Raw genomic sequence first — 25968 nt, 5'->3', positions numbered from 1 at the left:
TGCATCAAGATGCACCCCGTCGGAGTGAAACGGATACAGGCTGCGATTACTTCGCGGCGGTCCAGCCGGCGCTGAAGGCGCCATTGGGCGGGGTCGGGACGGCCGGGAGGTCGGTACCGGTCAGGAGGGTGCCGATGCCGGGGGCGGTGATGTCCTTGTAGAAGATGTTGGTGTCGGTGGAGCTGCCACCGAAGACCCTGCTCCCCTGTGCGTGGTAGGAACCCACGACGTAGGCGACGCCGGTGGTGCCGCCGTCGTAGGCAAAGCCCACGTTAGCGGACGGCTTGATGTCCAGGAAGTGGGTGGAGCCAGCGGTGCCAAGGGTGTAGGTGCCGGAAGTGGAGGGATATGCCCAGGTGGTTGCCGAGTAGGCCGCACCGGCGCTCAGGCCGAGAAGGGCGATGATCGCTAATACTTTTTTCATGTCGAACTCCTTTCTTAAATAAAGAATGTTAGAACGGGTAGGTCTGGTTGTCGGCGTAGAAGGACTCGAGAGCGGTCTTGGAGTTCTTCAGGTCGCTCTGGGCGGCAGAGTTGTAAGCCTTCTGCCTGTACGCGGAGAACTGCGGGATGGCGATGGCGGCGAGGATGCCGATGATCGCCACGACGATCAAGAGCTCGATCAGGGTGAAGCCCTTTTTGCTTCTCAGTTTGTTTAACATCTCTTTCTCCTTTTCAATGAGGTTTGCCGACTACTGCCCGGGTTTTGCTAACAGTGTTGCAAGACGTTGACTAGTGAGCAATATGCAGGCCAAAACCGGTTCCAGAGAGAAAGCTCAGTTTTTTCGTAGTATTTGCTGCTACAGTGCAAAGAGCACCCGGTACAAAAAACGTCACTGAGACAATTTAGGCCACCACATGGTGACATTTTTCGTCACCTTCACTCCTCGTCCATGCCGAACTTGGCCAGCCGGTAGCGGAACGAACGGAAGGTCATGCCCAGCAGCGCGGCGGCCCGTTTTTTCACCCCGCCGCTTTTCTCCAGCGCCTGCACCAACAGCTTCTGCTCCAGGTGATCCAGGTAGGCCTGCAGGTCCATCCCCTCTTCGGGTATCTCGAGTTGCCCGGCTTCCGGAACCACTATGTGATGCTCACGCACTGAGGGGGGAAGACAATCGATCTCTATGACGCGGCTCCCCAGCACCACGCAGCGCTCGACGAGGTTCTCCAGTTCGCGCACATTACCCGGGAAAGGGTAATTAAACAGCGCGCGCAGCGCCTCGGGGGTGATCATGTCGCCGGAACCGCTCCAAAGGGAGTATTTCTTGTAGAAATGCTCGACCAGGGCCGGGATGTCCTCGCTGCGCTCCTTGAGGGACGGCATGCGGACCTGGACCACGTTGAGACGGTAAAACAGATCCTCGCGGAAGCTCCCCTCGCGCACCTGTTCCTCCAGGTTGCGGTTGGAGGCCGCCACGATGCGAACGTCGGCTTTCAGGGCGACCCCGCCCCCCACCCGCCTGAATTCGCGCTCCTGCAGCACGCGCAGCAGCTTGGCCTGGAGTTGCAGGGGCAACTCACCGATCTCGTCCAGAAACAGCGTCCCCCCCTCGGCCTGTTCAAACAGGCCGGGACGGTCGGCGATGGCGCCGGTGAAGGCACCCTTGGCGTGACCGAACAACTCGCTCTCGATGAGCGTCTCGGGGATGGCGCCACAGTTGACCGCCACGAAAGACGCGTTCTTGCGCGGAGAGTTGTAATGGATCGCCCTGGCGGCGAGTTCCTTGCCGGTACCGCTCTCGCCGGTGATGAGGACGTTGGCCATGCTGTCGGCCACCTTCTCGATGAGCTCGTAGACCTCGCGGATCTGCTTGCTCTTGCCGATCATCCCCGAGAAGCTGAAGCGCTCCTGCACCTCGGCCTTGAGGCGCTTGTTTTCCTGGACCAGGCTCTGCTTTTCCAGGGCCTTGCGCACCAGCACCTTCACTTCCTCAACCTTGAAGGGCTTGCCGATGTAGTCGTAGGCGCCGAGTTTCATGGCCTCGACCGCCTGCTCCGCGGTAGTGAAGGCGGTGATCATGAGGACGGCGGTATCGGGGGATTGCGCCTTCACCCTGGTGAGGAGCTCTATCCCCCCAAGCCCCGGCATGCTGACGTCGGATATCACCATCTCGTAATGCCGCTCGGCGATGCAGGAAAGCGCTTGCTCGGCGCTTTCCGCCTGGTCCACCAGGTACCCTTCGCCATCGAGGAGGATGGCCAGGAACTCCCGCATGCTCAGTTCATCATCGACAACCAAAATTCTGGCACGCATCTAAAACTCCTCGCTCACTGATCTCATTATGAACACCCCCGGGAGGGCCTTGCGCCGCGGGCCGGCGTACCGGCCCAGAGCATCAAGCCCCGGAACGTCAGGCCGGCAGGTGCAGGACGACGGTGGTCCCTTGGCCGAGGCTGCTGTTGATGGACATCCGGCCTCCGTTGGTCTCGACGATGCGGTAGACGGTGGCGAGCCCCAATCCGGTCCCACCCTTCTTGGTGGTGAAGAAAGGTTCGAACACGCGTTTCACGTCCTCAGGGCTCATCCCGGAGCCGTTGTCCCTGATGCTGATGCGGACCTCGCCGCGACCGCCATGCCCCAGCACCGCAGCGCCTTCTATGCTGATGCTGCCGCCTCCCGTGATGGCTTCGGCGGCATTTACCAGCAGATTCCAGAACACCTGCGTGCACTGGTCTTTGTCGAACTGCACCACCAGGTCTGCTGGAATTTCGTGCACGATCTCGACCCCTTCCAGCCGGGGGTCGGTGGCAAGCAGGGCGCACAGGTCGCTGATCACACGGTGCAGGTTCAGCGGGACCTTGGTAGGTTGGTTGGGTTTGGCGTAGAAGAGGAAATCGCGCAACAGGCCGTCCAGCCGGTCGGTCTCCCTGAGGATGATGGAGAACAGCCGCTCGTCCTTTTCATCCACCCAGGGCCTTAGTGCCACCAGTTGCACCGATCCGCTGATGGCAGCCAGCGGGTTGCGGATCTCGTGCGCCATCCGCGCCGAGAGCTCGCCCACCGCAGCCAGCCGGTCCGCCCGCTTGAGTTCCGCCGCCATGCGCTTGATCTCGGTCAGGTCGTGCAGATCGAAGATCGCCCCAGCGGTCGCCCCCTCCTTGTCCAGCAGCGGGACCGACTTGAAGGAGAGGAGCAGTTCGTGTTCGTCGGGCCCGGTGTGGGAAAACTCCCCCTGCCCGGATTCGAACAGGTTCGGTTCGAACTTGGCGAGGCCGGGCAGCACCTCTGCCAACGGGCGGTCGTAGGCGTCTTGCTGGGAGGTGCCGGTCAGCACTTCGGCGTAGCGATTAAAAACGCGAATCCTGCCTGAGGCATTGATGGTCAAAAGGCCGCTGTCAATGGTCGACACGATGCACGAGTTCAGCCGCTCCAACTCCTCGTAGTCGATCGCCTTTTCCTTCAGGGCACTCTCGGACACCCGCGCGCGCTCGGCCAGGTGCCCCGCCAGAAACGCGGTCAGAAAGAAGGAGGCGCAGTGGAGAAAGATCAGGTAGAACAGGTACTCGGCACCCCACTGCTGCGCGGGGTAAGGGGAAAGCCCGAGGGGAACCAGCCTGCCGTAGTACTGGAAGTCCAGGATGGCGCCGTAAAGGATGACGCACAAGGACGCGGTGTAATAGGCCTGGGAACGTGCCAAAAGGGCGCTGGCACTGATGATCGACAGGAAGTAGAGAAAAGCGTAGTGCGAGGTGACCCCGCCGGAAACCAGGATCAAAACGGTGACCAGGATCAGGTCCCAGACGATCTGGAGATAGGTCAGGGTGCGGGTAGTCCGGGGAGGCGCGGTGCGCAGCACCGCCAGCGAAAGCAGGGAAAAAAGGTAGGTGGCGCCGATCAACCGGACCAGCACCCTGCCGGCGACCTCGCCACTTACATCATAGGTGTGTACGTCGAGATAAACGGTGGTAACCATGAAAACGGTTACCACCAGCAGTCTTAGCAGAATGAACCAGAAGACTTTTTTCTTTTCGATCATCCAGGTTAACCGCCGACTGCGCCAGCCAGTTTGAAGATCGGCAGATACATGGCGATGACCAGGCCGCCGACCGTGGTCCCCAGGAACACCATGAGCAGAGGCTCCATCATGGAGGTGAGAGCCCCGACGGCATCGTCGACCTCATCGTCGTAGAAGTCGGCGATCTTGTTCAGCATGGCATCCATGGCGCCGGTCGCTTCGCCCACCGAGATCATCTGCACCACCATCGCGGGGAATACGCCGCTTTCCGCAAGCGGTTCGGCGATGGTCTTGCCCTCGGAAATGGACTGGCGCACGTTGTAGATCGCCTCCTCGACGATCTTGTTGCCCGCCGTCTTGGCTACGATCTCCAAGCCGTCCATGATGGGAACGCCGGAACTGATCATGGTTCCCAGGGTGCGGGTGAACTTGGCGACGGAGACCTTCCGGATCAGGGGGCCGGCGATGGGGGCCTTGAGGGCGAAGGCGTCGATGACCTTTTTGCCGTTGGGGGTCGCGTAGTACTTGCCGATGGCGTACTTGATGGCGAACATGGCTGCGATGATCAGCACGATGTACTTGACCAGGAAGTTGGAGAGCGCAATGACGAACTTGGTGGGCGCAGGGAGTTCGCCGCCGAAGTCCGCGAACATCTTCGCGAAGGTCGGGATGACGAAGATGAGGATGACGCCTACCACGATGACCGCGATGGACATGATCGTGATCGGATAGACCATGGCCCCCTTCACCTGCTTCTTGAGCTTCATCGCCTTTTCGATGTAGGCGGCGAGCCTGGCCAGGATGGTGTCGAGGATACCGCCCACCTCACCGGCGGCCACGAGGTTGACGTAGAGCTGGTCGAAGGCCCTCGGGTGCCGGGCGAGCGCGTCGGCGAAGGTCGAGCCGCTCTCGACACTCTCCTTGACCTTCACCAGGATCTCCTTGAAGGTCTTGTTCTCCTGCTGGCTGGAGAGGATGTCCAGACACTGCACCAGAGGCAGGCCGGAGTCGATCATGGTGGCGAACTGGCGCGTGAAGACGACCAGGTCCTTGGTCTCGATCTTCTTGGGTCCGCCAAATCCAGGGAGCTTCAACTCAAACGAGAGCCCCTTGCCGTGCTCTTTGACGCTGATGCCGGAGAAACCGTATCTTTTGAGCTGCGCCTCCACCATGGCTGCGCTGGCGGCCTCCATGACGCCCTTTTGGACGCCCCCCGCCTTGCTCTTTGCTTCCCAATCGAATTGTGCCATGTATTACTCCTTTCCCGGCAGGCCGGGACTGGTTGCTGCTATCGTTGCGGCGGACGCCGCATCTGCGCCGAGCCGGACCCGGGCGCAAGCATCTGCTTCAGCTCGTCGGGTTCGGACGAGCGGCCGAGCGCGTCGTCCACGGTGATGAGACGGCGCGACAAAAGATTCATTAGGCACTGGTTCATAGTCTGCATGCCGAACTTCTCCTGCCCCACTTGCATCTGCGAGTAGATCTGGTGCACCTTGTCCTCGCGGATCAGGTTCCTGATCGCCGGGTTGGGGACCATGACCTCCAGTGCCAGGGCGCGTCCTGGTCCTGTGGCCCTCGGGATCAGGGTCTGCGACATTACCCCCTCCAGCACGAAAGAGAGCTGGGTCCTCACCTGGGTCTGCTGGTAGGGAGGGAATACGTCGATGATCCTGTTCATGGTCTGGGCGCAGGAGTTGGTGTGCAGCGTGGCGAAGCAGAGGTGACCGGTTTCGGCCAGGGTCAGCGCCGCCTCGATGGTCTCCAGGTCGCGCAACTCGCCGATCAGGACCACGTCGGGGTCCTGGCGCAGCACGTACTTCAGCGCGTGCTTGAAGCTCTTGGTGTCGGCGCCCACCTCGCGCTGGTTCACGATGCACCCCTTATGCGGATGCAGATACTCGATAGGGTCTTCGACGGTGACGATGTGATCGCGCCGGTTCATGTTGATGTGGTCGATCATCGAAGCGAGCGTGGTCGACTTGCCGGAACCGGTCGGCCCGGTGACCAGGATCAGGCCGCGCGGCTTGTCGCACAGGGCCCGCACCACCGGGGGGAGCCCCAGTTCCTCGAAGGTCAGTATCTTGTAGGGAATCACCCTGAAGACGCCGGCAACGGCGCCGCGCTGCACGAAGATGTTGCCCCTGAAGCGGGAGAGTCCCTTGACGCCGAAAGAGAGGTCGAGCTCGTTGTCCTCTTCGAACCGGTGTTTCTGGGCGTCGGTGAGGATGCTGTAGCAAAGCTGCTTGGTCTCGATGGCGGTGAGCGGCGGGACGTCCATCGGGGTCAGGTGCCCGTCGATACGGATCTGCGGTGAGGTGTTGGTGGTGATGTGGAGGTCGGAGCCGCCTCTCTCCACCAGTTCCTTTAGCATTTGATGAAAGTTGATCATGAATACCTCTCAGTAGTTCGTGCCGCAGCCGTCAGTCGTCCGCCACCGTGACCCTCAGCACTTCCTCGAAGGAGGTTACCCCCTCGACGAGCTTGGTGAGGCCGGACTGGCGCATGGTCTTCACCCCCAGGCGCATCGACTCGCGCTTGATCTCGGCGGTGTTGGCTCCGTTCAGGATCAACTCGCGGATAGGCTCCAGCATCGGCATGACCTGGTAGAAGCCCACCCTCCCCTTGTAACCTGTGCCGTTGCACTTGGGACAGCCGGTACCGTGGTAGCAGACCACGGACGACGCCTGATCGGCCGGGAGCCCGGCGGCGATCAGTGCCTGTACCGGGACCTCCTCCACCACCTTGCATTCGCTGCAGACGCGGCGCGCCAGGCGCTGGGCAGTGATCAGGTTGACGGCGGAGGCGACCAGAAAGGGCTCGATGCCCATGTTGAGCAGACGGTTGATCGTCGAGGGCGCGTCGTTGGTGTGCAGGGTCGAGAGCACCAGGTGACCGGTGAGCGCGGCCTTGACGCCGATCTCGGCGGTCTCGAAGTCGCGGATCTCGCCGATCATGATAACGTCGGGGTCCTGGCGCAGGAAGGCGCGCAGGGCGGCCGCGAAGTTGAGGCCGATGTCCTCGTGCATCTGCACCTGGTTGATGCCGGCGAAGTTGAACTCGACCGGGTCCTCGGCGGTGGAGATGTTCTCGGTCACCTTGTTGAGCTCCGAGAGCGCCGAGTACAACGAGACCGTCTTGCCGCTGCCGGTAGGGCCGGTGACCAGCACCATGCCGAACGGCTTGTGGATCTCCTTTTGAAAGTGAGCCAGCGCCTCGGGCTCGTAGCCGAGCTTGGTCATGTCCAGCTGCAGGTTGCTCTTGTCGAGAAGACGCAGAACGATCTTCTCGCCGAACAGGGTGGGGAGCACCGAGACGCGGAAGTCCATGTCCTTGCCGCCGCCGAGCTTGATCTTGATGCGACCGTCCTGGGGCAGACGCCGCTCGGCGATATCCAGTTCACTCATGATCTTGATGCGGGAAGTAATGGCGTTTTTAAGCTTCAGGGGAGGCTTCATCACCTCGTAGAGCACGCCGTCGATACGGTAGCGCACCCGGAAGTACTTCTCGTAGGGCTCGATATGGATATCGGAGGCCTTCTTCTTGATGGCGTCGGTGAGGATGAGGTTAACCAGCTTGACAACCGGTGCGTCCTCGGTGGCGCGCTCCAGGGAGCCGACATCCACCTCCTCCTCGTCCCCGATGACCTCCAGGTCCTCCATGTCGAGGTCGTTCATGACGTCGGCAAGCGAGGCGCTCTGGTCATAGAGCCTGTCGATGGCGGCCTTGATGGCACTCTCGGCGACCACGACCACTTCGACGTTGTACCCGGTCATGAACTTGATGTCGTCGATGGCGAAGATGTTGCTCGGGTCGCTCATCGCGATGATGAGCGTGGAACCGGCCCTGTTCACCGGCACGATCTGGTATTTGTGGGCGATCTCGGCAGGGATTGCCTTGATGACCGCGGCATCCACCTCATAGTCGGCGAGATTGATGGTCGGCACACCGTATTGTTTCGAGAGAAAGGAGGTGAGATCTGCTTCGTTGATCAGTCCGTCACGTACCAGGATGGAGCCCAGACGCAGTTGACCGCCCGCAGACTTTTGTTCAGCGAGCGCCTGCTTCAGCTGTTCCTTGGTGATCAGGTTGTTTGTGACCAGCAGTTCACCCAGTCTGCTTACGTGCATAGCTACCTCAGGGGTTAAAGATCCTGTGAATGGTATTTTGTAATCGCGTTAATGTCAAGGAATTGCTGGAACCTACAAAACCGCAGCCAGCGCGCCCTCCATGCACCCGGCGGGCGGGGTCGCCCCGGTCCAGATCCTGAATGCAGCCTCCCCCTGCGCGACCAGCATCCCCAAACCGTTGGCGCAGGAAATGCCCAGCGCCCCGGCCTGGGCCAGCAGCGGCGTGACGGGGGGGGCGTATACCATATCGTAAACGCACGCCCCCGGCTTTAGGGCGGATAACGCGAGGCCGGCGAAGGCGTCTCCCGCCATCCCGACCGAAGTCGTATTGACCACGAGGTCGAAGCCGGCCAGAAAGCCCGGGTCGGAGAGGATCCCGAGCCCCCCGGTCGCGAACTCGGTCCGGGGCAACCGCGGCGCGACCAGGTGCGCCAGGCCCTGGGCCGCATCGGGCGACCGGTTGGCTATGGTGACGCCGGCGGCTCCGGCCAGGGCCAGCGAGACCACGGCGCTGCGGGCCGCCCCCCCCGCACCCAGCACAAGGATGCGCTTCCCCTGCGGCGAGAAGGAGAGCTTGTCGCGCAGGGCGGCGATCAGGCCGATGCCGTCGGTGTTGTGCCCGGTGAGCCTGCCTTCACGCACGACCACCGTGTTGACCGCGCCGATCAGTTCGGCCTCGGGAGTAACCTCGTCCAGCAGCGGGATAATAGCCACCTTGTGGGGGATGGTGACGCTGAAACCGGCCACGCCGACCGAAGCGAGCCCGGCCACCCCTTGCGCGAGACGCTCGGGCGCCACCGGAAACGGGACGTAGATCCAGTCCAGGTCAAGCGCCCGGAAGGCCGCGTTATGCAGGACCGGCGAGAGCGAATGGGACACCGGCCAGCCGATGATCCCGGTTACCGTGGTCTTGCCCGTGATCGTCATCAGCGCACCCCGCTCGCCTTCAATAGGGCGTCGATCTGCGGCTTGTTCTCGGGCGAGATCGCCGCCGCGATCTGCAGGTCGCGCACCCCGGCCTCCTTCTGCCCCATACGCAGACGGGTCTGTCCCGATTCGATGAGGGCGGCAGCGTAGATGAGGATCGCCTTGCCGGTGTCGAGGTCGCGGAAGAACATGTCGTGGTCGCCCAGTACCCCGCGCAGGGAGTACATGGGCCAGGTGTCCAGGTCAGGCGGAGACTGCGGCACGCTCGGGCTGTCCAGACGGAAGGTGATGCCGCGCTGGTGCAGAGCGAGGTTGCTGAAGTTGATCGAGTACTTGGTCGAGAAGTCGACGAAGACGGGGCGGCGGCCGAACTGCTCCATGACCGAGGTAAGCAGCGTGTTGTCCGGCGAGCGGTATTCCATCGGCAACTTGTGCAACTGGCTCTCCTTGAACATGCGCGGCATGCTGTCCAGATACCAGTCGAACACCAGGTGCGGGGTGTGCGGCAGGTCGAGGTCCTCGCGCATCCGCTCCACTCCCTGCAGGTACCACAGCGGGAAGGCCCCGGAGTCGCCCCAGGTGTACATCACCGCGTTCTGGGGCAGTGACCTGAGCGTGTTGCTCGCGTAGTCGAAGGCGATGTAGTTCTCGTGCTGGTCGTTCTCAACGAAGTTGCGGGCAAAGATGGTGACCGGGAGCATGAACAGCAGCGCGAGCAGCCCGACGCGCAGCGGCGTCGAATCGGGCAGGCGCTGGGCCGCCTCCTTGAACACGGTGAAGAGCCCGACCCCGATGAAGACGGCGGAAAGGAGGTACAGCGGCGTAAAGAATTCCTCGGTCAGGAAGATCAACTCGCCGGGGGTGTTGAAGTAGCCGACGATCACCACCAGGAAGGATGCCAGGGCGATCAGGTAGCCCAGCACCAGTTCGCGCTTCTTGAAGAAGAGGACCGCCAGCCCGATGATAAGCAGCGCCATCCCCACCACGGTGAACTCGAAGGGGATGTTGAAGGCGTTCAGCTGCGACCAGAGCAGGCCCAGGTCGCGGTTGGGCTTCTCGGTCGGGTAACCCTTGCGCAAGATGTTCCACAGAAACTGCTCCAGGTTCCTGGAGTCACCCCAGTTGAGCACCGGCTGCCGGAAGGCGCGCACCACCAGGTGCAGGTGAATCCCGAACCCCAGCACCCCGAAGGCGAAGGCGATGAAGAATTCCTTGAAACGCAGGACGACGCGGTGATCTGCGGACCAGAGCAAAAAGGCGTAGGTAGGGATCATCAGCACCATGATCTGGTGCGCACCGGCGCCCAGACCGCAGAGTAAGGCACCGAGATAAACGTAGGCGGGGCGTTCATCTCCGGCGAGAAAGCTCTCCCGCCATAAAAGCATCAGGTAGAAAACCACTGCGCAGATAAAGGCCAGCAGCGGGTACGGTTTGTCGTGATTGGACTGCAGCCACAGCCTCGCGGTGCAGGCGAAGGTGACCGCCGCGGCCAGCGCCGAGAGTTTCACCGGGAGGGTACGGCCCTTCCCCTGCCACGCGGTTTCCTCTCCCTCGAGAAACTTCACGGTCAGCAGGTATACGCCGTAGCAGGCAAGGCCCGCCGAGACCGCGGTGGCGAAGTTGATCCTGAAGGCGACGCTGCCGATGGGGAGGAAGGTGAAGGGTTTGGCGTAGTTGATGAACAGCGGGTACCCGGGCGAATGCGCGACCCCCAGCGACGCGATAGCGGTCAGGAACTCGCCGCTGTCGAAAAAGGTGACCGTGGGGGCCAGCGTCAAAAGGTAGATGAACAAGGGGATGCTGAAGGCCAGGATGGCGAAGTGGTCCAGCCTGCCGAGGATTCCGTTATTGTTCACGCAGTTGCTCCTGAGAGGTATTTTCGCTGATGTTCTTGATGGAAAGTTTGTCCCGCCACAGGCAGCCAAGGCCCGCGAGGGTCACGGGGAAAAAGCCCATGGCATGGATCACGATCGCGATGCTGAGCGCCCGCTCGCTCCCGATCTGGAAGGCGGATAAGGCGGTGACGCAAGCCAGATGGTGGGTCCCGATGAAGCCCGGAGATGCCGGCACCATGACCGCGAAGACCAGGAACACCATGATGAACATGGCGGCCGTCGCGGGGAGCACGACGCCGAAGGCCCGCAGCATCAGGTCGACGGGCCAGATCGCGGTGAACCAGATCAGCAACGAGCTGACCAGGATGCCGATGACGCCGCCGACGTCGCCAGGGAAACGGATGCCGGAAATGAAGGAGCGGAGCATGGCCTCGATCTTCTCGGCCAGGTGCGGCGCGATCGGGCGCACCAGGCGCGCCACGATGCCGAGGGTGAACTCGGTGTGCCGCCTGAGCAGGAAGAGAAAGGTGAGCACGCCCACGTACAGCGCGAAGGTGATGTAGCCGCCGGTGACCAGACCGTGCTGGATCCCTTCCATCCCGGCCGGGAGCCTGATGGTGAAGAAGGTGATCAGCAGCACCAAAAGGACGGTGAAGCCGTCACAAAGACGGTCCAGGACCAGCGAGGCGAACACGGCGCTGGTATCGATTCCTTCCTTGTTCCCCAGCGAATATGCGCGCACCAGCTCCCCCAGCCGGGCCGGCAGCAGGTTGTTGGCCATGTAACCGATCAGGGTGGAAGGGAACAGGTTGCCCATGCTGGTTTTCTTGATGGGGAGCAGCAGGAATTTCCAGCGCACGGCGCGCAGGTAATAGCTGACGAAGGTGAGCAGCAGCGCCGGCACCAGGTAGCGGTAGTCCAGCCCGGCAAAGGCGTCGGCCATCTTGTGGAAATCGATCTTGCGGAAGAGAAAGAAGAGGCAGAGCGCGCTGATGGCAAGGCCGAACAAGAGCTTTTTATCTGTTTTTCCTGTGAACAATCTCGCTCCTGTCTTCTGGGGTCTTGCCGGTCACCGCGCGGTGCCGGCAGGGGACTGGCGGGGACTGGCAGGGGGACTGGCTCCGTCAGGTGCCTGTCCCCTTTAACGTTTCCCCGTCAACGCTTTGCCGGCGCCATGCAATCCCAGTCGCCGCCGCTTTCCGACGCAACCGGCCGTGCCAGCCGGAGGATCTCGCGGCAGCGCTCCACATCGGATGCGATGGCCGCTTTGAGTTCATCGAGGCCGGCAAAGCGCTTCTCGCCGCGCAGCCGTTCGATGAAGAAAAGGGTGATTTCTCTGCCATACAGGTCCCCGTCGAAATCGAGCAGGAACACCTCGATGGAAAGGCGGTCGTTGCCAAAGGTCGGGTTCGGGCCGATGTTGCAGGCGCCGTCCAGGAGCCGTTCCCCGAGGCAGACCTTGACCGCGTAAACGCCGACCGACGGGATCAGGTCCTTTTCCGTCTCGATGTTGGCGGTGGGAAAGCCGAGGCCGCGTCCGCGTTCATGGCCGTGCACCACCTTCCCGGTGACCGAGAAATGCCGTCCCAGCAGCAGCGAGGCGGCGGAAACGTCGCCGGCGCTCACCAGCCTGCGGACCGCGGTGGAGCTGTAGACCGTGGCGCCGTCGGAAATGGGCTGCAGCTCCTCGACGCTGTAGCCGAAGCGGGTACCCAGCTCCCTCAAAAGCCCCACGTCCCCTTCCCTGCCCCGACCGAAGGCGTAGTCGTAACCGATCACCAGCCGCTCGAGGCCGATCGCGTCGACCAGTACCCGCTGCACGAATTCAGCCGCGGGTATCGAGGCGAAGGCCTGATCGAACGGGATCTCCAGCAGGTAGTCGATGCCGGAGCCCTCGATGAGTGCGTCCTTCTCCTGACTGGTGGTGATCAGCCGCACCTCCCTGTGTGCCGCCACCACCTTGAGAGGATGCGGCACGAAGGTGATCACCACGGAAACGCCGTCGATCTCGCGGGCGATTTCCCTCACCCTGCGGAAGATCTCGCGGTGCCCGAGATGCACGCCGTCGAAGTTGCCGATGGTGACCACCGGGCGGCGCAGTTTCCCCTTGATTTCCGAGACGCTTCTGAAAATGACCATGAACGGAACTGTCCCTCAGGCCTCGACCGGCTCGACATCCGCCTTGGGTGCTTTCTTCTTCCCGAAGACGAGCGCGACCCAGATGCTGATCTCGTACATGAGATAGAGCGGGATCATGATGACGAACATGGTCACCAGGTCAGCGTGGAAGGCGGCGACGATGGAGCTTGCCAGGAGCGCGTACTTTCTGCGCGTGGCGAGCATGCGGTAGTTGACGATGCCGAAGCGGGCCAAAAGCAGCGCAAGGATCGGGAGTTCGAAGATGAGCCCGAACATCAGGATCAGGCGCAGGCAGAAGTTGATGTAGGCCGAGATGTTGTACCAGCTTTGCAACCCACTCGCCTCGTAGGAGAGCGAGAAGTTGATGATCACCGGCCAGATGATGATCAGGAAGAACATCGCCCCCGCGCAGAAGGCGAGCGAGGCCGTGGTGACGAAGGGAACCACCAGCCGCCGCTCCTTGCGCGTCAGCCCCGGCGCCACGAAGAGCCAGAACTGGTGGAAAAGGACCGGGAGCACGATGACCAGGCCGGCCAGCATGGAGATCTTGCACTGCACGAAGAACGGCTCCAGCGGCGCGCTGTAGTTCAGCATGCGCTGCTTTTCCACGACGGCGTGCTCCTCGCCCAGCTTCATGCGCTGGTACGCCTCCGGGTAGCTCTGCTTCACCTTTTCGTAGAGGGATTTCTTGATATCGGACAGGTAGGTCTTGCCGGTGAGCGGCTGCTCCACGAACTTCAAGAGGTCCGTGGAAAAGTTCCAGGCGACCCCCATGCCTATGATGATGGCGAACACGCAAACGATAAGCCGCTTCCGGAGTTCTACCAGGTGCTCCATGAACGGCAGTACCTTTTCTTGAACCATAAAACTTGTTTCTCCTAATTAATGGCGCGTAGAGCCCAAACTAATTCTATACCACAGCGAAGAAAGCCAGCGCAACAGCTTTCAGCGGCGTCTGGGCTTGGGACGTTTCCCCTTGATGGGGATGCGCTGGTAGGCGTTGCGCACGTCCGCGATCGGCTCGATGGGCCGCTTTTCCAGGGTGCCCACCAGGGCGAACTCCACCTGCTTGCGCGGCTCGCTCACCGCCGCCACCTTCACCCTGATCTTGTCGGCGATGCGGTACATGGCGCGGCTTCGCTCCCCCACCAGGGCGTGGCTCTTCTCAAGGTGCACGTAGTAGTCCTGGGGGAGTGTCGCGACCGGAACCATCCCCTCGACGAAGAGATCGATGAGCTCGACGAACAGGCCGAAGGGGGCGACGCCGGTGATGTAGCCGTCGTACTCCTCCCCGATCTTGTCCCGCATGAACTGCATCTTCTTCAGGTCGACCATCTCGCGCTCGGCCTCCATGGCGACGCGTTCGCGCTTGCTGGTGTGCAGCGCCGTCTCCGGGAGCCGCGCCTCCAGACGGTCCTTGTCCACCCCCTTCATCTTCCCGGAGAGCACCCGCTTCAGGATACGGTGCACCACGAGGTCCGGGTAGCGCCGTATCGGAGAGGTGAAGTGGGTGTAGGACGAGGCGGCCAGGCCGAAGTGGCCCAGGTTTTCCGCGCTGTAGCGGGCCTGTTTCATGCAGCGCAGAAGCACCTCGTTGATGAGCCGCTCCTCGGGCTTCCCCGCCACTTCGGCGAGGAGCTTCTGCAGGGCTACTGGGCTCACCTTCTCGTCCATCACCTTGAGGATGTAGCCGAAACCGAAGACGAATTCGGAGAGGTCCTGCAGCTTGACCGGATCGGGGTTCTCGTGGATGCGGTACAGCGACGGCACGGGGGTCGTCTCCAGGAAATGGGCCACCGCCTCGTTCGCCGCCAGCATGAACTCCTCGATGATGCGGTGGGCGAGGTTCCTCTCGGCGCGCACGATGGCCGTGGTCTCCCCCTGCAGGTCGAGAACGATCTGCGGTTCGGGAAGATCGAAATCGATGCTCCCCCTTCCCTTGCGCACCGCATTCAGCCTGAGGGACAGATCCTCCATCACCTTGAGGTCCGCGACCAGGTGCCGGTTCGCCTCGATCGCCTCGGCATCCTGGTCCACCAGGATCTTCTTCACGGTGGTGTAGGTGAGTCGCGCCGCGCTCTTGATCACGCTGGTGTAGAACTTCTGCTCCACCCGGGCACCGGCCGCGTCGAAAAGCATCTCCGCGGTCATGGTAAGCCGCTCCACCTGGGGGTTCAGCGAACAGATGCCGTTGGAGAGCTGCTCGGGGAGCATCGGGATGCAGCGATCCGGGAAATAGACCGAGGTGCCGCGCAGGTAGGCCTCGGTGTCCAGGCGGGAGCCTTCCACGACGTAATGCGAGACGTCGGCGATGGAAACCCAGAGCCGGATCTTGTCACCCTCGCGCGCCACGGAAACCGCGTCGTCGAAGTCGCGGGCGGTCTCGCCGTCGATGGTCACGGTCAACCTCTCGCGCAGGTCGACGCGCCCCTGGCGTGCCTCATCGGTCACCTCCTGAGGCTGTTGCTCCGCCTCCGCCATGACCTTGGCGTCGAAGACGTTCGGGAGCTCGTACTTCTTGATCACGGTGAGTGCTTCCACCTCGGGGTCGTCCGCCTCGCCCAGCACCTCGACGATGCGTCCCTCGAGCGGCCGGGCGCCGGACGGGTACGAGGTGATCGCCGCCAGCACGATCTGTCCGGTCTTGGCTTTGGAGGCGCCGCCGGCGGCCCCCGGGGTGACGAACAGGTCGCGCCCGAGCTTGGGGTCGTCGGGTATCACCCTCCCCCCCTTGCCGACCGCCTCGAAGCGACCGACGATCTCGGTGACGCCGCGCTGCACGAGGGCCGTCACGCGCCCTTCCCGCTTGCCGTCGCGCCTGGTCGACACCACCTGCGCCTCGACGATGTCGCCGTTCATATATTCAGCGAGGTAGCGCGCTGGAACGAAGAGGTCTTCGCCGCCGTCCTCGGGCATGACGAAACCGTAGCCGTCCCGGTGGGTGGAGAGCTTGCCGCGCACGGTGTCACCCGCCCCAGCCACCGTATAGATCCGCCCGGGAAGCTTGGCGATCTCCCCCGTCTCCACCAGGTAATCGAGCAGGTCGTCCAGGCGCCCCCGCTCGTGCCGGGAGACGTTGAGGGCCTTCAGCATCTGCCGGTACGGTACCGGCTCCCCTTTGCCGAGCAGCCTCAAAATCGCGTCTTTACCTTTGCGCATAGCAGAACCCTTCCGCGAACCATAGTGAAATCAACATCGTTGGATAATGCAGAAGGGGCATCCGAAAGTCAAGACGGACCAATTGACAATGGACAATTGACAATTGACAACGTGCGCCGCCTCGGCGCGGTTCCCCCTCCAGGGGGACGAATCCGGCGACGTGGGGAGGAGATGCGCGTGTGGCGGCGGATCGATTTCATTGCCAATTATCCATTGTCAATTGTCAATTGCTTTTGCATTGCCTTTTGCGCTGCGCTTCGGTACAAATACGGGTTAGCCTTTGTAACGACAGGGAGTAGCCATGTTTTGCCGTACCATTGCAGCAGCAGCGATCGTGTTGTACGCCACCCTTCCCGCCTCAGCCGTCAACCTCAACAAGCCCGACACCTCGCTCAGCGCAGCCGCCCAGCGCATGCAAGTCAAGGATTTCCGCGGGGCCCACGACGCCGCCCTTACCATCAACGATCCGGCGCTGCGCTCCTTCATGACGGGAATGGCCGCGGCCAAGATGGAGCAGTGGGAAGAGACCGCGGCACAGCTCCCGGCTGCGGCCGATGGATACCCGCTGCTGGCCGATTACGCCCTCTACTACCAGGGACTCGCCCTTTCCAAACTGCAGCGCCACGATCAGGCACTCCCTCCCCTGTACAAACTGCTCAAGGACCACGCAGACAGCCGCCTGGCGCGCCAGGCCCTGATCCTCTACGCCGACACCCTCGCGGCGGCCGGTTACCCCAAGGAAGCACAGCAAAGCTACGCCACCTTCGTGGAACGCTACCCCTCCGGCAACGACTCCATCTCGGCCATCTTCGGTTCCGCGCTGTGCAAGGTGAAGCTGGGCGACACCGCGGCAGCCGCGGCCGTGCTGCGCAACATCTACCTGGTCTACCCCGCCTCGCCTTACGGCGACAAGGCAGCGCTGGAGCTGCAGAGTCTCGCCGCGGCAGGGGTCAAGACCGAACCCTACACCAGCGCCGAACTCTACAAGCGCGCCGGCACCCTGTCCAACCTCGGTCGCCACCTGAAAGCGGCCGAGGCCTACGCCGAGATCCCGCTCAGCGGCGAAAACGAGGAGTTCGCCCGCAAGGTGAAGTTCAAGAAGGGGCAGTCCCTGTACCGCTCGAAGCGTTATCAGCAGGCGCAAAGCACCTTCGGCTCGTTGCCCGCCAACGCCGAGGCGGATCTCTGGCTGGCGCGCACCCTCGACAAAACCGGTAAGGGGGACGAAGCCTTCCAGCTCTTCCTTAAGCTGGCCCAGGACCCCAAAGCGGGCGCCGTGGCCCAGGAGGCGATGCTGGAAGCCGCCTACCTGAAACGATTCCAAAGGCACTGGAGTGAAGCGGTACCGCTGTTCAGGAAGTACCTGGCCATGGCACCCAGCCAGAAAAACGGCAACGTGCCGTGGGAAGCGGCCTGGTGCAGCTACCAGGCCCGTGACTACCAGGAGGCCGCCGCCCAGTTCAGGAAGCTCGCCGACCGCGAGGACCTCCGGGACAAGGCGCTTTACTGGCTCGCCCGGACTCTCGCCAGGACCGGCGACGAAAAGGGGGCCCAGGCGGCGTTGACCACCCTCGGCACCGAGTTCCCCCTGGGGTACTACGCCCTGATCAGCAACCAGTTCCAGGCGGGAGATTCGCTGCCGCAGCCCCCGAAGAACATGGCGGAAGCGCTCCCCCTGCCGTCCGGTTTCGAGCGCGAGAAGGCGCTGATCGCCCTGGGGCTCTTCGAAGAGGCCGCCCGCGAACTCTCTCTTTCCAAGAAGGGGAAGAACCCGGCGGGGATCGCGAGACTGTACCTGGAGATGGGCAACTATAACGGCGCCTACCATACCATGGCCAACGAGAAACCCAGGCGCGGCGACAAGGACAACGGCACCGTCCTCGGTGTCACTTATCCCCTGGCTTACCGCGACGACGTCGCCAAGAACGCGGCGGCCCACGCGGTGCCGGAGAGCCTGGTGTACGCGGTGATGCGCACCGAGAGCAACTACTTCCCGGCCGCCCTTTCGCCGGTGGGTGCGGTCGGCCTGATGCAGATCATGCCCGAGACCGCCGAGGCGATGTCCAAGGGCGGCTCCAAACGGCTCACCAGCCCCGACCTGAACATCAAGCTGGGCACGCGCCACCTGAAGGACCTGTTGGAGCTGTACGACCGGAACCTCACCCTGACCGTAGCCGCCTACAACGCGGGTTCAGGCAACGTGAAGCGCTGGCAGAAAGCCTACGGGGATCTTCCCCAGGACGAGTTCGTGGAAAGCATCCCGTTCCGGGAAACCCGCGAGTACGTCAAGAAGGTGGTGAGCAGCATGCAGATGTACCAGAGGCTGTATCGCCTCCCCCCGTTCAAGCAGGCGGAACAGCAGAAGGTGGCACCCAAGGAAAACCAGGAGAGCGCGCAGCAAAAGGTTGCGATGCGTTTCGGGGAACGTTGATCAATCGTGGCAGGTAACGAGCAGGCGAGATGAGCACCCGGCAAGGGACACCGCTCGCGGAAGGTGTGCTCAGGATGGAACGACATCCTCGGCCGATGGGCCGTCGACTGCCGCCGTAAGAGGAAGGGTGAAATAGAAGGTGCTCCCTGCACCTTCGCGGCTCTCAGCCCAGATTCGCCCTCCCAGCTTCTCCACGATCTGCCGGGTCAAGGCAAGCCCCAACCCGGTCCCGCCGTGTTGCCGGGTCAACGACGAATCCACCTGGGTGAACCTGCCGAAGATCCTCTCCAGCTGATCATCGGGGATGCCGATGCCGGTATCGCGCACCGAGAACAGGATTATCCCCTCCTCTCCTTGGCCAGCCGGGCCCACCTTCACCTCTATCTCACCCTGCTCGGTGAATTTCAGCGCATTGCCGAGCAGATTCACCAGCACCTGGCGCACCCTCCCCTCATCACCGGTCAGCACCTCAGGCAGCATCCGGTCCACCTCCCAGCTAAGACGCAGCCGCTTTTCCTCGGCCACCAGGGAAACGACTTCCACCGCCGACTTCACAACCGCAGTCAGTGCGAAGGGCTTATGCTCGAAGGTCATCTTGCCGGCTTCCAGGCGTGAGAAGTCGAGCACGTCCGAGATGATGCGCACCAGGGAGTCGGCGGAGCGCTTCGCCATCTCGAGCAGGTTTCGCTCCTCGGCTCCTATTTCCATATCGAGCACGAGTTTCATCATCCCCAGCGCCCCGGCCAGCGGCGTGCGCATCTCGTGGCTCATGTTGGCCAGGAACTCGGTCTTGGCCCGGTTGGCCGCCTCCGCGTTCTGCTGGGCCACCGCCAGGCGTTTCCCGGTCTCCAGCAGGGCAGCCTCGTACTGCTTTCTCTCCTCGATCTCGTTCAGCAACAGCTCGTTGCTCTCCCGCAGAGCCGCGGTCCGTTCCTCGACCTCTTGTTCGAGCTGTTCCTGTTGGGCCCGGAGTTCCTCCTCGGCTACGACCCGCGCCCCGATTTCGGCCATCAGCTGCGCGTTCAGGTGATCAACCCGTTCCTTGGACCGCTCCAGCGTCTCTATGACCTCCCGGTTCTCGTACTTGAAAAGCAGCGACGTCCTGTTGAGCTCGTAGTTGTGCACGGAAATGCGCCACAGCAGGAGGCAGAATACCAGTACCATGACCGCCATGACCAGGTGAAAGGCATCGTTGATCAGGATGAAGTGCACTGCGAGCGGCACCAGCGTCGGAACGGCGAAAGCTGAATAGGCATGCCTGACCGTGGCGAAGGTGGTGGACGCTCCCGCAGCCATGCCGCCCAACACGAAAGCGACGAACACCTGGTGTGCCAGCACACCGTGCTCATAGGGAAGAACCCCGATCCCCCCCCAGCATATGCCGACCACTACCAGGCCGACCAGGAACCTGTTGGCCCACCGTTGAGCCAGTGCCGGGTCGCGGCTGCCTTTCAGATAGCGGAGGGTAAGCACAAAGCGCAACGCGGTCACCAGAATCACGAGCACCAGCCAGGTGGTCAGATAACTCAACCGCATCACGTCCTTCAGCACGAAAAATACCAGTACCGCATTGATGGTCGCTGCGAACATCCCAAATGGAGCAAGCCGATACAGTTGATCCACCTGTTCCGCAAAGATCTGCTCCTGAAAACGATGGTAGTTCGTCAAGCTGCGGCCAGATTGAACGAACCAGTCGTCCTTACTCATAGGTACCTCCTGGGGCAGGCAGGAATGCCAGGCCGCCGGACCACATTAAGATATCATAAGGCTCCTATTGTAAAAGGACATCTCCTGCTGGGGGGAACAGGATGGGGGAGACGGAAAGGCGGAGAGCAACCGACCTGCGGGTGCCCCCCCTGGGGAAAGACCACTGGCTTCGGCTTGATATTAAGGGAGATGCAGGCAAGTGAGAAGGTCAGCTTCGCGGCGGGTAATCCTTTTCCAGCAGGGAAAACAGTAAATCGAGGTCAATCGGTTTGGAAAGGTAGTCATCCATGCCCGCAGCGAGGCACTGCTGCTTGTCTTCCTCCATCGCATGTGCAGTGAGGGCGATGATCGGCACGTGCCCTCCCCTTGCGGCTTCTCTCTCCCTGATGGTCCTGGTTGCGCTCAGGCCGTCCATGATCGGCATCTGAACATCCATGAAAATGAAATCGAATCCGTCCTGCTCCCACATTTCCACGGCCTTGCGCCCGTTGTCGACACCTTCGCAATCGTGGTCCAGCCGCCTCAGCAGGGTGACCATCATTTGACGAATAGTAGGGTCATCTTCCGCTATCAGTATCCGCATGTACGCCCCCTGGGCAGATGCAGTAACAGCCGTCTAGGCCGGTTACAAGATAGCACCGGAGACGCAAAAGTAAATATTATCTAATCCATTCAACGCATCGTTCTATGCCTCCTGCAACAACGATAACCCCTTAGACAACATGCCCATTGAACAGTATCCTGAATCTCTGTGTCTACCCCCTCGGTGCCGACTCGATGCGACAGGTGCGGCACCGTTTGCCTTATTGACAGTGTACTGATTATATGCATAATGAGCACCCTGCTTGGGTCCACTTTTGCACGGCAAATCGAAACGTTGAACAGTAACCGATGCACACGGGGAAGAGCCATGGACGAAATGAAGACAACCCCCATCGACATTGAGAGGACCGTCGGATTCCTGCTGGCGAAGGCGTACCAGCGGGCCTGCCTCATCTTCAAGGAACACTTCGAGGAACACGACCTTACCCCGCAGCAGTTCGGCCTTCTTGGCTTTCTCTGGCGCGAGGACGGCCTCAGCCAGGCGCTGCTTTCAGCCAAGAGCCAGATAGACCGGACCACTATGGGCGGCCTCATTGACCGCCTTCAAAAGGAGGGGCTGGTGGTTCGCAAGACGGACCCGGTCGACCGCCGCGCCTACCGCATCTGCCTCACGGAAAAGGGGAAGGCACTGGAACCGGTCCTGGCCCCCATCGCTTTACGGGCCCAGGAGATGTTCATCGCCAAGCTCGATCCACAGGAAGTGGAAACCTTGAAATCCCTGCTGGAGAAGATCCGCAACTGATTCTGGAGCTTTCATGCATGTAGTCACACTTTTGCTGGCGCTACTCTGCTGCGCGGTGACCGGCACGGCCTATGCCCAGCCACTCACCCTCAGGGATGCCCTCGAACGCGCCGCCGCCACCAGCCAGGGGCTCAAATCGGCCTCCCGCGAGGTCGAGATCGCCCGCGAGCAGGTGAACGTCGCCCGCACCGCCCGGCTCCCCCGCGTCGACCTGCAGGGCGGCTACGTCGCCCAGGCCAAGGCCCAGGCCTTCAAATTCGGCAACCAGTCGCAGGAGACCCAGGACCCGCGCTATCCCTTCTTCAACTTCAGCGTCTACCAGACGCTGTACGACTTCGGCCGCACCAGCGCGGGCGAAGGGATCGCCAGGATGCGCGGCGAGGCCGCGGGTTACGCCTATTCGGGCAACGAGCAGGACCTCTTCCTGCAGGTGGTGCAGGCCTACTACGGCATCATGACCGCGCAGAAACTGGTGCAGGCCGCCGAGGACGAGGTTGTGCAGATGGAATCGCACCGCCAAACGGCCCAGGCGCTTTTCGACGAGGGCGTCGTCACCAGGAACGATCTCCTGCAGGCGGAGGTGCGGGTCGCCTCCAGCCGGCAGAACGTCCTGAGTGCGCAGAACGAGGTGGAAAACGGGTGGCTGCTACTGAACTACCTCACCGGTGCCGCCCCGGACTTCCGGGCCGAACTGAAGGATGAATCGCAACTGCCTAAACTGCCGGGCGCGGGCGCCGCTCCCGATCTCTCCAGGCGCGGCGAAATAGCCGCCCAGAAGGCCCTGGTCGGAGCCGACGAGTTCGCCGTCAAGGAAGCAAAGACCAGCCACTACCCCGAGTTCTTCGCCAAGTTCGGCGTCGACTACCTCTCCAACAGCAAGGTGCGCGAGCAGGCCATCACCGCGGTCACCGTCGGCTTCAAGGTGAACCTCTTCGACGGCCCGGCTTCCGCGGCCAGGGTGAGGCAGGCCGTCCAGGCCCGTTCCCGCGATGAAGAGAGGCTGAGGGACCTTGAGGAGAGGACCCGGCTCGAATACGCCATGGCCGTGAACGATCTGAAAGTCGCCGACGCCCGCATCAAGGTGGCGGAGAAGGCCATCACCCAGGGTGTCGAGAACCTGCGCATCACCAAGGACCGTTACCAGGAGCATGTCGGCACCGCCACCGAAGTCGTGGACGCCCAGACGCTCTTGACCAAAACCAGGACCGACTACTACCGCAGCGTGTTCGACCTTCAGGTCGCCGCCGCCAGGGTCAAGCGGGCAACAGGCGAACTGTAGCCGCCGACACCACCATCGACGGGCCAGCGACCGGACGCCCGGCCGCACCCGATACCGGAGATACACACATGGCAGATGAAACCACCACCAATGAACCGACCGCGGCACCCGCGAAGGGCGGCCTCACCAAGAAGCAGCGCGGCGGCATCATCCTTTTGATCCTGATACTGGTCGGCTCCCTCTTCGGCGTGCGCCAGTGGGTCCGCAGCAAGACCCATATCGAAACCGACAACGCCTTCGTCGAGGCCCACGTCCACTCGGTGGCGAGCCGGATTCCGGCCCTGGTGCAGCGCGTCGCCGTGGTGGACAACCAGTTCGTGCACAAGGGGGACCTGCTGGTCGAACTGGACCCGGCGGACTACCAGGCGCGGCTCAAGAGCGCTGCCGCTTCCCTGGAAATGGCGAAGAACGAAACCTCCGGCGACTACGCAGAGGTCGAGAGCGCGCGCGCCAACGTCGTCCTGGCCGCAGCCCGGCTGGACCAGGCAAGCCTCGACCTGAAGCGCGCCGAGTCCCTCTACGCCAAGGAAGTGATCCCCAGGGAGCAGTTGGACCGCTCCCGCACGGCGCACAAGGTGGCCCAGGCCCAGGTAAGAGAGGCGCAGGAAGCGGAGAACCGCGCCAAGGCCATGATCGGCATGTCCGGCAGCGGCTCCAAGGATGCCAGGGTCGCCCAGAAACAGGGAGATCTGGAGGCCGCCAAGCTGAACCTCTCCTACACCCGCATCGTCGCTCCCAGCGACGGCTTCGTGACCAGGAAGGGGGTTGAGGTGGGGAACTACGTGCAGCCCGGGCAGGCGCTCATGGCCATCGTCCCCCTCGAGGACGCCTGGATCACTGCGAACTACAAGGAAAGCCAGTTGACCAACGTGCGTCCGGGGCAGGAGGTCGACTTCACCGTGGACGGCTATCCCGGCCGTCACTTCACCGGCAAGGTCGAGAGCATCATGGCGGGCACCGGAGCGGCGTTCTCGCTGCTGCCGCCGGAAAACGCCACCGGCAACTACGTGAAGGTGACCCAGCGGATTCCGGTGCGCATCGCCATCGACAGGAGGAGCGATCCCCAGCACCTGCTGCGTGTCGGCATGAGCGTCGTCCCGACCATCCTCACCGGGCAGACCTTCGGGCAGGTGGTCGGGTTCGGGCACTAAGGACATCGACGTCCCCTTCCCTTGGGCACGTGCGGTTGGGCGAATGATGATTCGCCCCTACAGCCCCCTCTCCCGGCCTGCGACCACCCTCGCCTGTAGGGCGATGGTGTGAATGGCGAACGCAACTCAACTGGCGGTTTGATGAAAAAGAGCGCTGAAGAAAAAAACATCAACAAGTGGCTGATCACCATCACGGTGATGCTCCCGGCCATCATGGAGATCGTCGATACCTCGGTGGCCAACGTGGCGCTCCCGCACATGCAGGGAAGCCTCAACGCCGGTACCGACGAGATCACCTGGGTGCTCACCTCCTACCTGGTGAGTAACGCCGTGGTCCTCCCGATGACCGGCTGGCTCGCGCGCATGTTCGGCCGCAAGCGCTTCCTCATCACCTGCATTACCCTCTTCACCCTTGCCTCCCTCATGTGCGGCGCCGCCCCGTCCCTGGGCCTGCTTATCTTCTTCAGGGTGCTCCAGGGTGCCGCCGGCGGCGCTCTCATCCCGATGAGCCAGGCGATCATGATGGAAACCTTCCCCCCCTACCAACAGGGGATGGCGATGGCGATCTTCGGCGTCGGCGCCATGTTCGGCCCCATCATCGGCCCCGCCTTGGGGGGATGGATCACCGACAACATGAGCTGGCGCTGGATTTTCTACATCAACATCCCCATCGGCATCATCGCCGTGGTCATGGCCACCTTCTTCATCTACGATCCGAGCTACCTGAAACGTGCCAAGGCGTCCATCGACTACTGGGGACTGGCGCTGCTCACCGTGGGGCTCGGTGCCTTGCAGATCGTCCTGGACAAGGGGCAGCAGGATGACTGGTTCAATTCCGGCTTCATCGTCGCCTGCTCCATCCTTACCGCCGTCTCGCTGGCAGCGCTGGTCTACGTTGAGCTCACCCACCCGCACCCGATCGTCAACCTGCGCCTTTTCAAGAACGTCTCCTTCTCGGCCGGGAACCTCGTGATGTTCGCGGTCGGCTTCTGCCTGTACAGCTCTATCATGCTGATACCGCTCTTCTTGCAGACGCTCATGGGGTACAACGCCACCATGGCCGGCATGGTGCTCGCCCCGGGCGGGGTCGCCACCTTGATCTGCATGCCCTTCGTGGGGGCGATCATCCAGCGCTACGACGGCAGGAAAGTGGTCTTCGTCGGGCTGCTCATCGCCGCCTGGTCCATGCACATCATGCAGGGCTTCACCCTGGAGGCCGCGTACCGCGACTTCGTCTGGCCGCGCGTCGTACTGGGGGTAGGCCTCGCCATGATCTTCGTGCCGCTCACCACGGTGACCCTGGCCACCATTTCCAAGGAAGAGATGGGCAACGCCACCGGGATTTTCAGCCTGCTGCGGAACATCGGCGGCAGCGTCGGCATCGCCATCTCCGCCACCCTGCTGGCGCGCTACTCGCAGTTCTACCAGACCAGCCTGGTGGCCCACGTGAATCCCTACAACCCGATGGCGCAGTCCCAGGTCGCCATGCTCAAGGGTGCCATGGTGAACCGTGGACTGGGTCCCGTCGCCGCCGAGCAGGGGGCCTTCGCCATCATCTACGGCAAGGTCGTCAGGCAGGCCTATATGCTCTCCTACAACCGGATCTTCTTCATTGTCGGCATCGCCTTCCTGGTCATCATCCCGCTCCTTTTATTGCTGAAGAAGCCTCAGAAGCACCTCCCACCCGGCGCGGCACACTAGCAGCTAAAACCTGAAAAGCTTCAACGCAAAGGCGCAAAGTCGCGAAGGCGCAGAGAAGACCGCAAACCGCAAAGGGTTAAATTCAAAGGGTGCCTATGGACTCAGGGCTCTCCCCTTTTGCAAAGGGGGGACGGGGGGGATTTTGCCTCTCCTCAACTACAGCAACTCCCCCTAAAGTCCCCCTTTGACAAGGGGGACTTTACCAGGGCTT

General features: G+C 62.3%; 20 protein-coding genes. 5 read left to right on the top strand and 15 right to left on the bottom strand.

The window, feature by feature from the left end:
* Positions 1-46: 46 nt before the first annotated feature.
* From KP004_RS07730 to rnr, 13 genes are all read right to left on the bottom strand, one after another.
* Positions 47-424: a hypothetical protein gene (locus KP004_RS07730; protein WP_216801758.1), complete on the bottom strand. Its 378-nt coding sequence runs from the start codon at positions 422-424 to the stop codon at positions 47-49.
* 28 nt (positions 425-452) lie between these two features.
* On the bottom strand, positions 453-662 hold the full coding sequence (locus KP004_RS21290; RefSeq protein WP_216801757.1) for a type IV pilin protein: 210 nt from the start codon (positions 660-662) through the stop codon (positions 453-455).
* A gap of 218 nt (positions 663-880) precedes the next feature.
* Complete coding sequence (locus KP004_RS07720) at positions 881-2254, bottom strand: sigma-54-dependent transcriptional regulator (protein WP_216801756.1); 1374 nt, start codon at positions 2252-2254, stop codon at positions 881-883.
* A gap of 97 nt (positions 2255-2351) precedes the next feature.
* Positions 2352-3977, bottom strand: a complete 1626-nt coding sequence (locus tag KP004_RS07715; RefSeq protein ID WP_216801755.1) for a two-component system sensor histidine kinase NtrB — start codon at positions 3975-3977, stop codon at positions 2352-2354.
* Positions 3978-3982: 5 nt separating this feature from the next.
* Complete coding sequence (locus KP004_RS07710) at positions 3983-5206, bottom strand: type II secretion system F family protein (protein ID WP_216801754.1); 1224 nt, start codon at positions 5204-5206, stop codon at positions 3983-3985.
* Between the two features lie 38 nt (positions 5207-5244).
* Positions 5245-6345, bottom strand: coding sequence for a type IV pilus twitching motility protein PilT (locus tag KP004_RS07705; RefSeq protein WP_216801753.1), 1101 nt, complete (start codon positions 6343-6345; stop codon positions 5245-5247).
* 31 nt (positions 6346-6376) lie between these two features.
* Positions 6377-8083 (bottom strand): type IV-A pilus assembly ATPase PilB, encoded by a 1707-nt coding sequence (gene pilB, locus KP004_RS07700; protein ID WP_216801752.1) that lies wholly within the window; start codon positions 8081-8083, stop codon positions 6377-6379.
* Positions 8084-8155: 72 nt separating this feature from the next.
* On the bottom strand, positions 8156-9010 hold the full coding sequence (locus KP004_RS07695) for a shikimate dehydrogenase (protein ID WP_216801751.1): 855 nt from the start codon (positions 9008-9010) through the stop codon (positions 8156-8158).
* Positions 9010-10866 (bottom strand): protein O-mannosyl-transferase family, encoded by a 1857-nt coding sequence (locus tag KP004_RS07690; protein ID WP_216801750.1) that lies wholly within the window; start codon positions 10864-10866, stop codon positions 9010-9012. Before KP004_RS07690 ends, KP004_RS07695 begins: the two co-directional genes overlap by 1 nt.
* A complete protein-coding gene (locus tag KP004_RS07685) occupies positions 10856-11854 on the bottom strand; it encodes a lysylphosphatidylglycerol synthase transmembrane domain-containing protein (protein WP_496197165.1) in 999 nt (332 codons plus the stop codon). Before KP004_RS07685 ends, KP004_RS07690 begins: the two co-directional genes overlap by 11 nt.
* 146 nt (positions 11855-12000) lie before the next feature.
* The gene (locus KP004_RS07680) at positions 12001-12984 is read right to left on the bottom strand and encodes a bifunctional riboflavin kinase/FAD synthetase (protein ID WP_216801748.1); all 984 of its coding nucleotides are present in this window, start codon (positions 12982-12984) and stop codon (positions 12001-12003) included.
* A gap of 15 nt (positions 12985-12999) precedes the next feature.
* Positions 13000-13848 carry a twin-arginine translocase subunit TatC gene (tatC, locus tag KP004_RS07675; protein WP_216801747.1) on the bottom strand — a complete coding sequence of 283 codons (849 nt, stop codon included), beginning with the start codon at positions 13846-13848 and terminating at the stop codon, positions 13000-13002.
* Between the two features lie 81 nt (positions 13849-13929).
* On the bottom strand, positions 13930-16143 hold the full coding sequence (gene rnr, locus KP004_RS07670; RefSeq protein ID WP_216801746.1) for a ribonuclease R: 2214 nt from the start codon (positions 16141-16143) through the stop codon (positions 13930-13932).
* A gap of 301 nt (positions 16144-16444) precedes the next feature.
* Here rnr and KP004_RS07665 point away from each other — a divergent pair, with 301 nt between their 5' ends.
* Positions 16445-18574: a transglycosylase SLT domain-containing protein gene (locus KP004_RS07665; protein WP_216801745.1), complete on the top strand. Its 2130-nt coding sequence runs from the start codon at positions 16445-16447 to the stop codon at positions 18572-18574.
* Between the two features lie 69 nt (positions 18575-18643).
* Here the strand turns inward: KP004_RS07665 and KP004_RS07660 are convergent, their stop codons facing one another.
* Both KP004_RS07660 and KP004_RS07655 read right to left on the bottom strand, forming a co-directional pair.
* Positions 18644-20281: an ATP-binding protein gene (locus KP004_RS07660; RefSeq protein ID WP_216801744.1), complete on the bottom strand. Its 1638-nt coding sequence runs from the start codon at positions 20279-20281 to the stop codon at positions 18644-18646.
* Positions 20282-20489: 208 nt separating this feature from the next.
* Positions 20490-20864 carry a response regulator gene (locus KP004_RS07655; protein ID WP_216801743.1) on the bottom strand — a complete coding sequence of 125 codons (375 nt, stop codon included), beginning with the start codon at positions 20862-20864 and terminating at the stop codon, positions 20490-20492.
* A gap of 327 nt (positions 20865-21191) precedes the next feature.
* Here KP004_RS07655 and KP004_RS07650 point away from each other — a divergent pair, with 327 nt between their 5' ends.
* The 4 genes from KP004_RS07650 to KP004_RS07635 all read left to right on the top strand — a co-directional run bounded on the left by KP004_RS07650 (position 21192) and on the right by KP004_RS07635 (position 25757).
* On the top strand, positions 21192-21626 hold the full coding sequence (locus tag KP004_RS07650; protein WP_216801742.1) for a MarR family winged helix-turn-helix transcriptional regulator: 435 nt from the start codon (positions 21192-21194) through the stop codon (positions 21624-21626).
* A 13-nt stretch (positions 21627-21639) separates the two neighbouring features.
* Positions 21640-22905, top strand: coding sequence for a TolC family protein (locus tag KP004_RS07645; RefSeq protein ID WP_216801741.1), 1266 nt, complete (start codon positions 21640-21642; stop codon positions 22903-22905).
* Between the two features lie 68 nt (positions 22906-22973).
* Positions 22974-24056 carry an HlyD family secretion protein gene (locus KP004_RS07640; RefSeq protein WP_216801740.1) on the top strand — a complete coding sequence of 361 codons (1083 nt, stop codon included), beginning with the start codon at positions 22974-22976 and terminating at the stop codon, positions 24054-24056.
* 141 nt (positions 24057-24197) lie between these two features.
* Positions 24198-25757 carry a DHA2 family efflux MFS transporter permease subunit gene (locus KP004_RS07635; RefSeq protein WP_216801739.1) on the top strand — a complete coding sequence of 520 codons (1560 nt, stop codon included), beginning with the start codon at positions 24198-24200 and terminating at the stop codon, positions 25755-25757.
* Positions 25758-25968 lie beyond the last annotated feature (211 nt).

Source organism: Geomonas oryzisoli (assembly GCF_018986915.1).
In the GTDB taxonomy this organism is placed as follows: domain Bacteria; phylum Desulfobacterota; class Desulfuromonadia; order Geobacterales; family Geobacteraceae; genus Geomonas; species Geomonas oryzisoli.
This window is presented reverse-complemented; position numbering and strand designations above follow the sequence as displayed.

Coding starts and splice junctions, on each gene's coding strand:
- KP004_RS07710 (WP_216801754.1), bottom strand. CDS start 5,206: ATGGCACAATTCGATTGGGAAGCAAAGAGCAAGGCGGGGGGCGTCCAA.
- KP004_RS07635 (WP_216801739.1), top strand. CDS start 24,198: ATGAAAAAGAGCGCTGAAGAAAAAAACATCAACAAGTGGCTGATCACC.
- KP004_RS07720 (WP_216801756.1), bottom strand. CDS start 2,254: ATGCGTGCCAGAATTTTGGTTGTCGATGATGAACTGAGCATGCGGGAG.
- KP004_RS07640 (WP_216801740.1), top strand. CDS start 22,974: ATGGCAGATGAAACCACCACCAATGAACCGACCGCGGCACCCGCGAAG.
- KP004_RS07665 (WP_216801745.1), top strand. CDS start 16,445: ATGTTTTGCCGTACCATTGCAGCAGCAGCGATCGTGTTGTACGCCACC.
- rnr (WP_216801746.1), bottom strand. CDS start 16,143: ATGCGCAAAGGTAAAGACGCGATTTTGAGGCTGCTCGGCAAAGGGGAG.
- tatC (WP_216801747.1), bottom strand. CDS start 13,848: ATGGTTCAAGAAAAGGTACTGCCGTTCATGGAGCACCTGGTAGAACTC.
- KP004_RS07655 (WP_216801743.1), bottom strand. CDS start 20,864: ATGCGGATACTGATAGCGGAAGATGACCCTACTATTCGTCAAATGATG.
- KP004_RS07730 (WP_216801758.1), bottom strand. CDS start 424: ATGAAAAAAGTATTAGCGATCATCGCCCTTCTCGGCCTGAGCGCCGGT.
- KP004_RS07650 (WP_216801742.1), top strand. CDS start 21,192: ATGGACGAAATGAAGACAACCCCCATCGACATTGAGAGGACCGTCGGA.
- KP004_RS07680 (WP_216801748.1), bottom strand. CDS start 12,984: ATGGTCATTTTCAGAAGCGTCTCGGAAATCAAGGGGAAACTGCGCCGC.
- KP004_RS07645 (WP_216801741.1), top strand. CDS start 21,640: ATGCATGTAGTCACACTTTTGCTGGCGCTACTCTGCTGCGCGGTGACC.
- KP004_RS21290 (WP_216801757.1), bottom strand. CDS start 662: ATGTTAAACAAACTGAGAAGCAAAAAGGGCTTCACCCTGATCGAGCTC.
- KP004_RS07715 (WP_216801755.1), bottom strand. CDS start 3,977: ATGATCGAAAAGAAAAAAGTCTTCTGGTTCATTCTGCTAAGACTGCTG.
- KP004_RS07695 (WP_216801751.1), bottom strand. CDS start 9,010: ATGACGATCACGGGCAAGACCACGGTAACCGGGATCATCGGCTGGCCG.
- pilB (WP_216801752.1), bottom strand. CDS start 8,083: ATGCACGTAAGCAGACTGGGTGAACTGCTGGTCACAAACAACCTGATC.
- KP004_RS07660 (WP_216801744.1), bottom strand. CDS start 20,281: ATGAGTAAGGACGACTGGTTCGTTCAATCTGGCCGCAGCTTGACGAAC.
- KP004_RS07705 (WP_216801753.1), bottom strand. CDS start 6,345: ATGATCAACTTTCATCAAATGCTAAAGGAACTGGTGGAGAGAGGCGGC.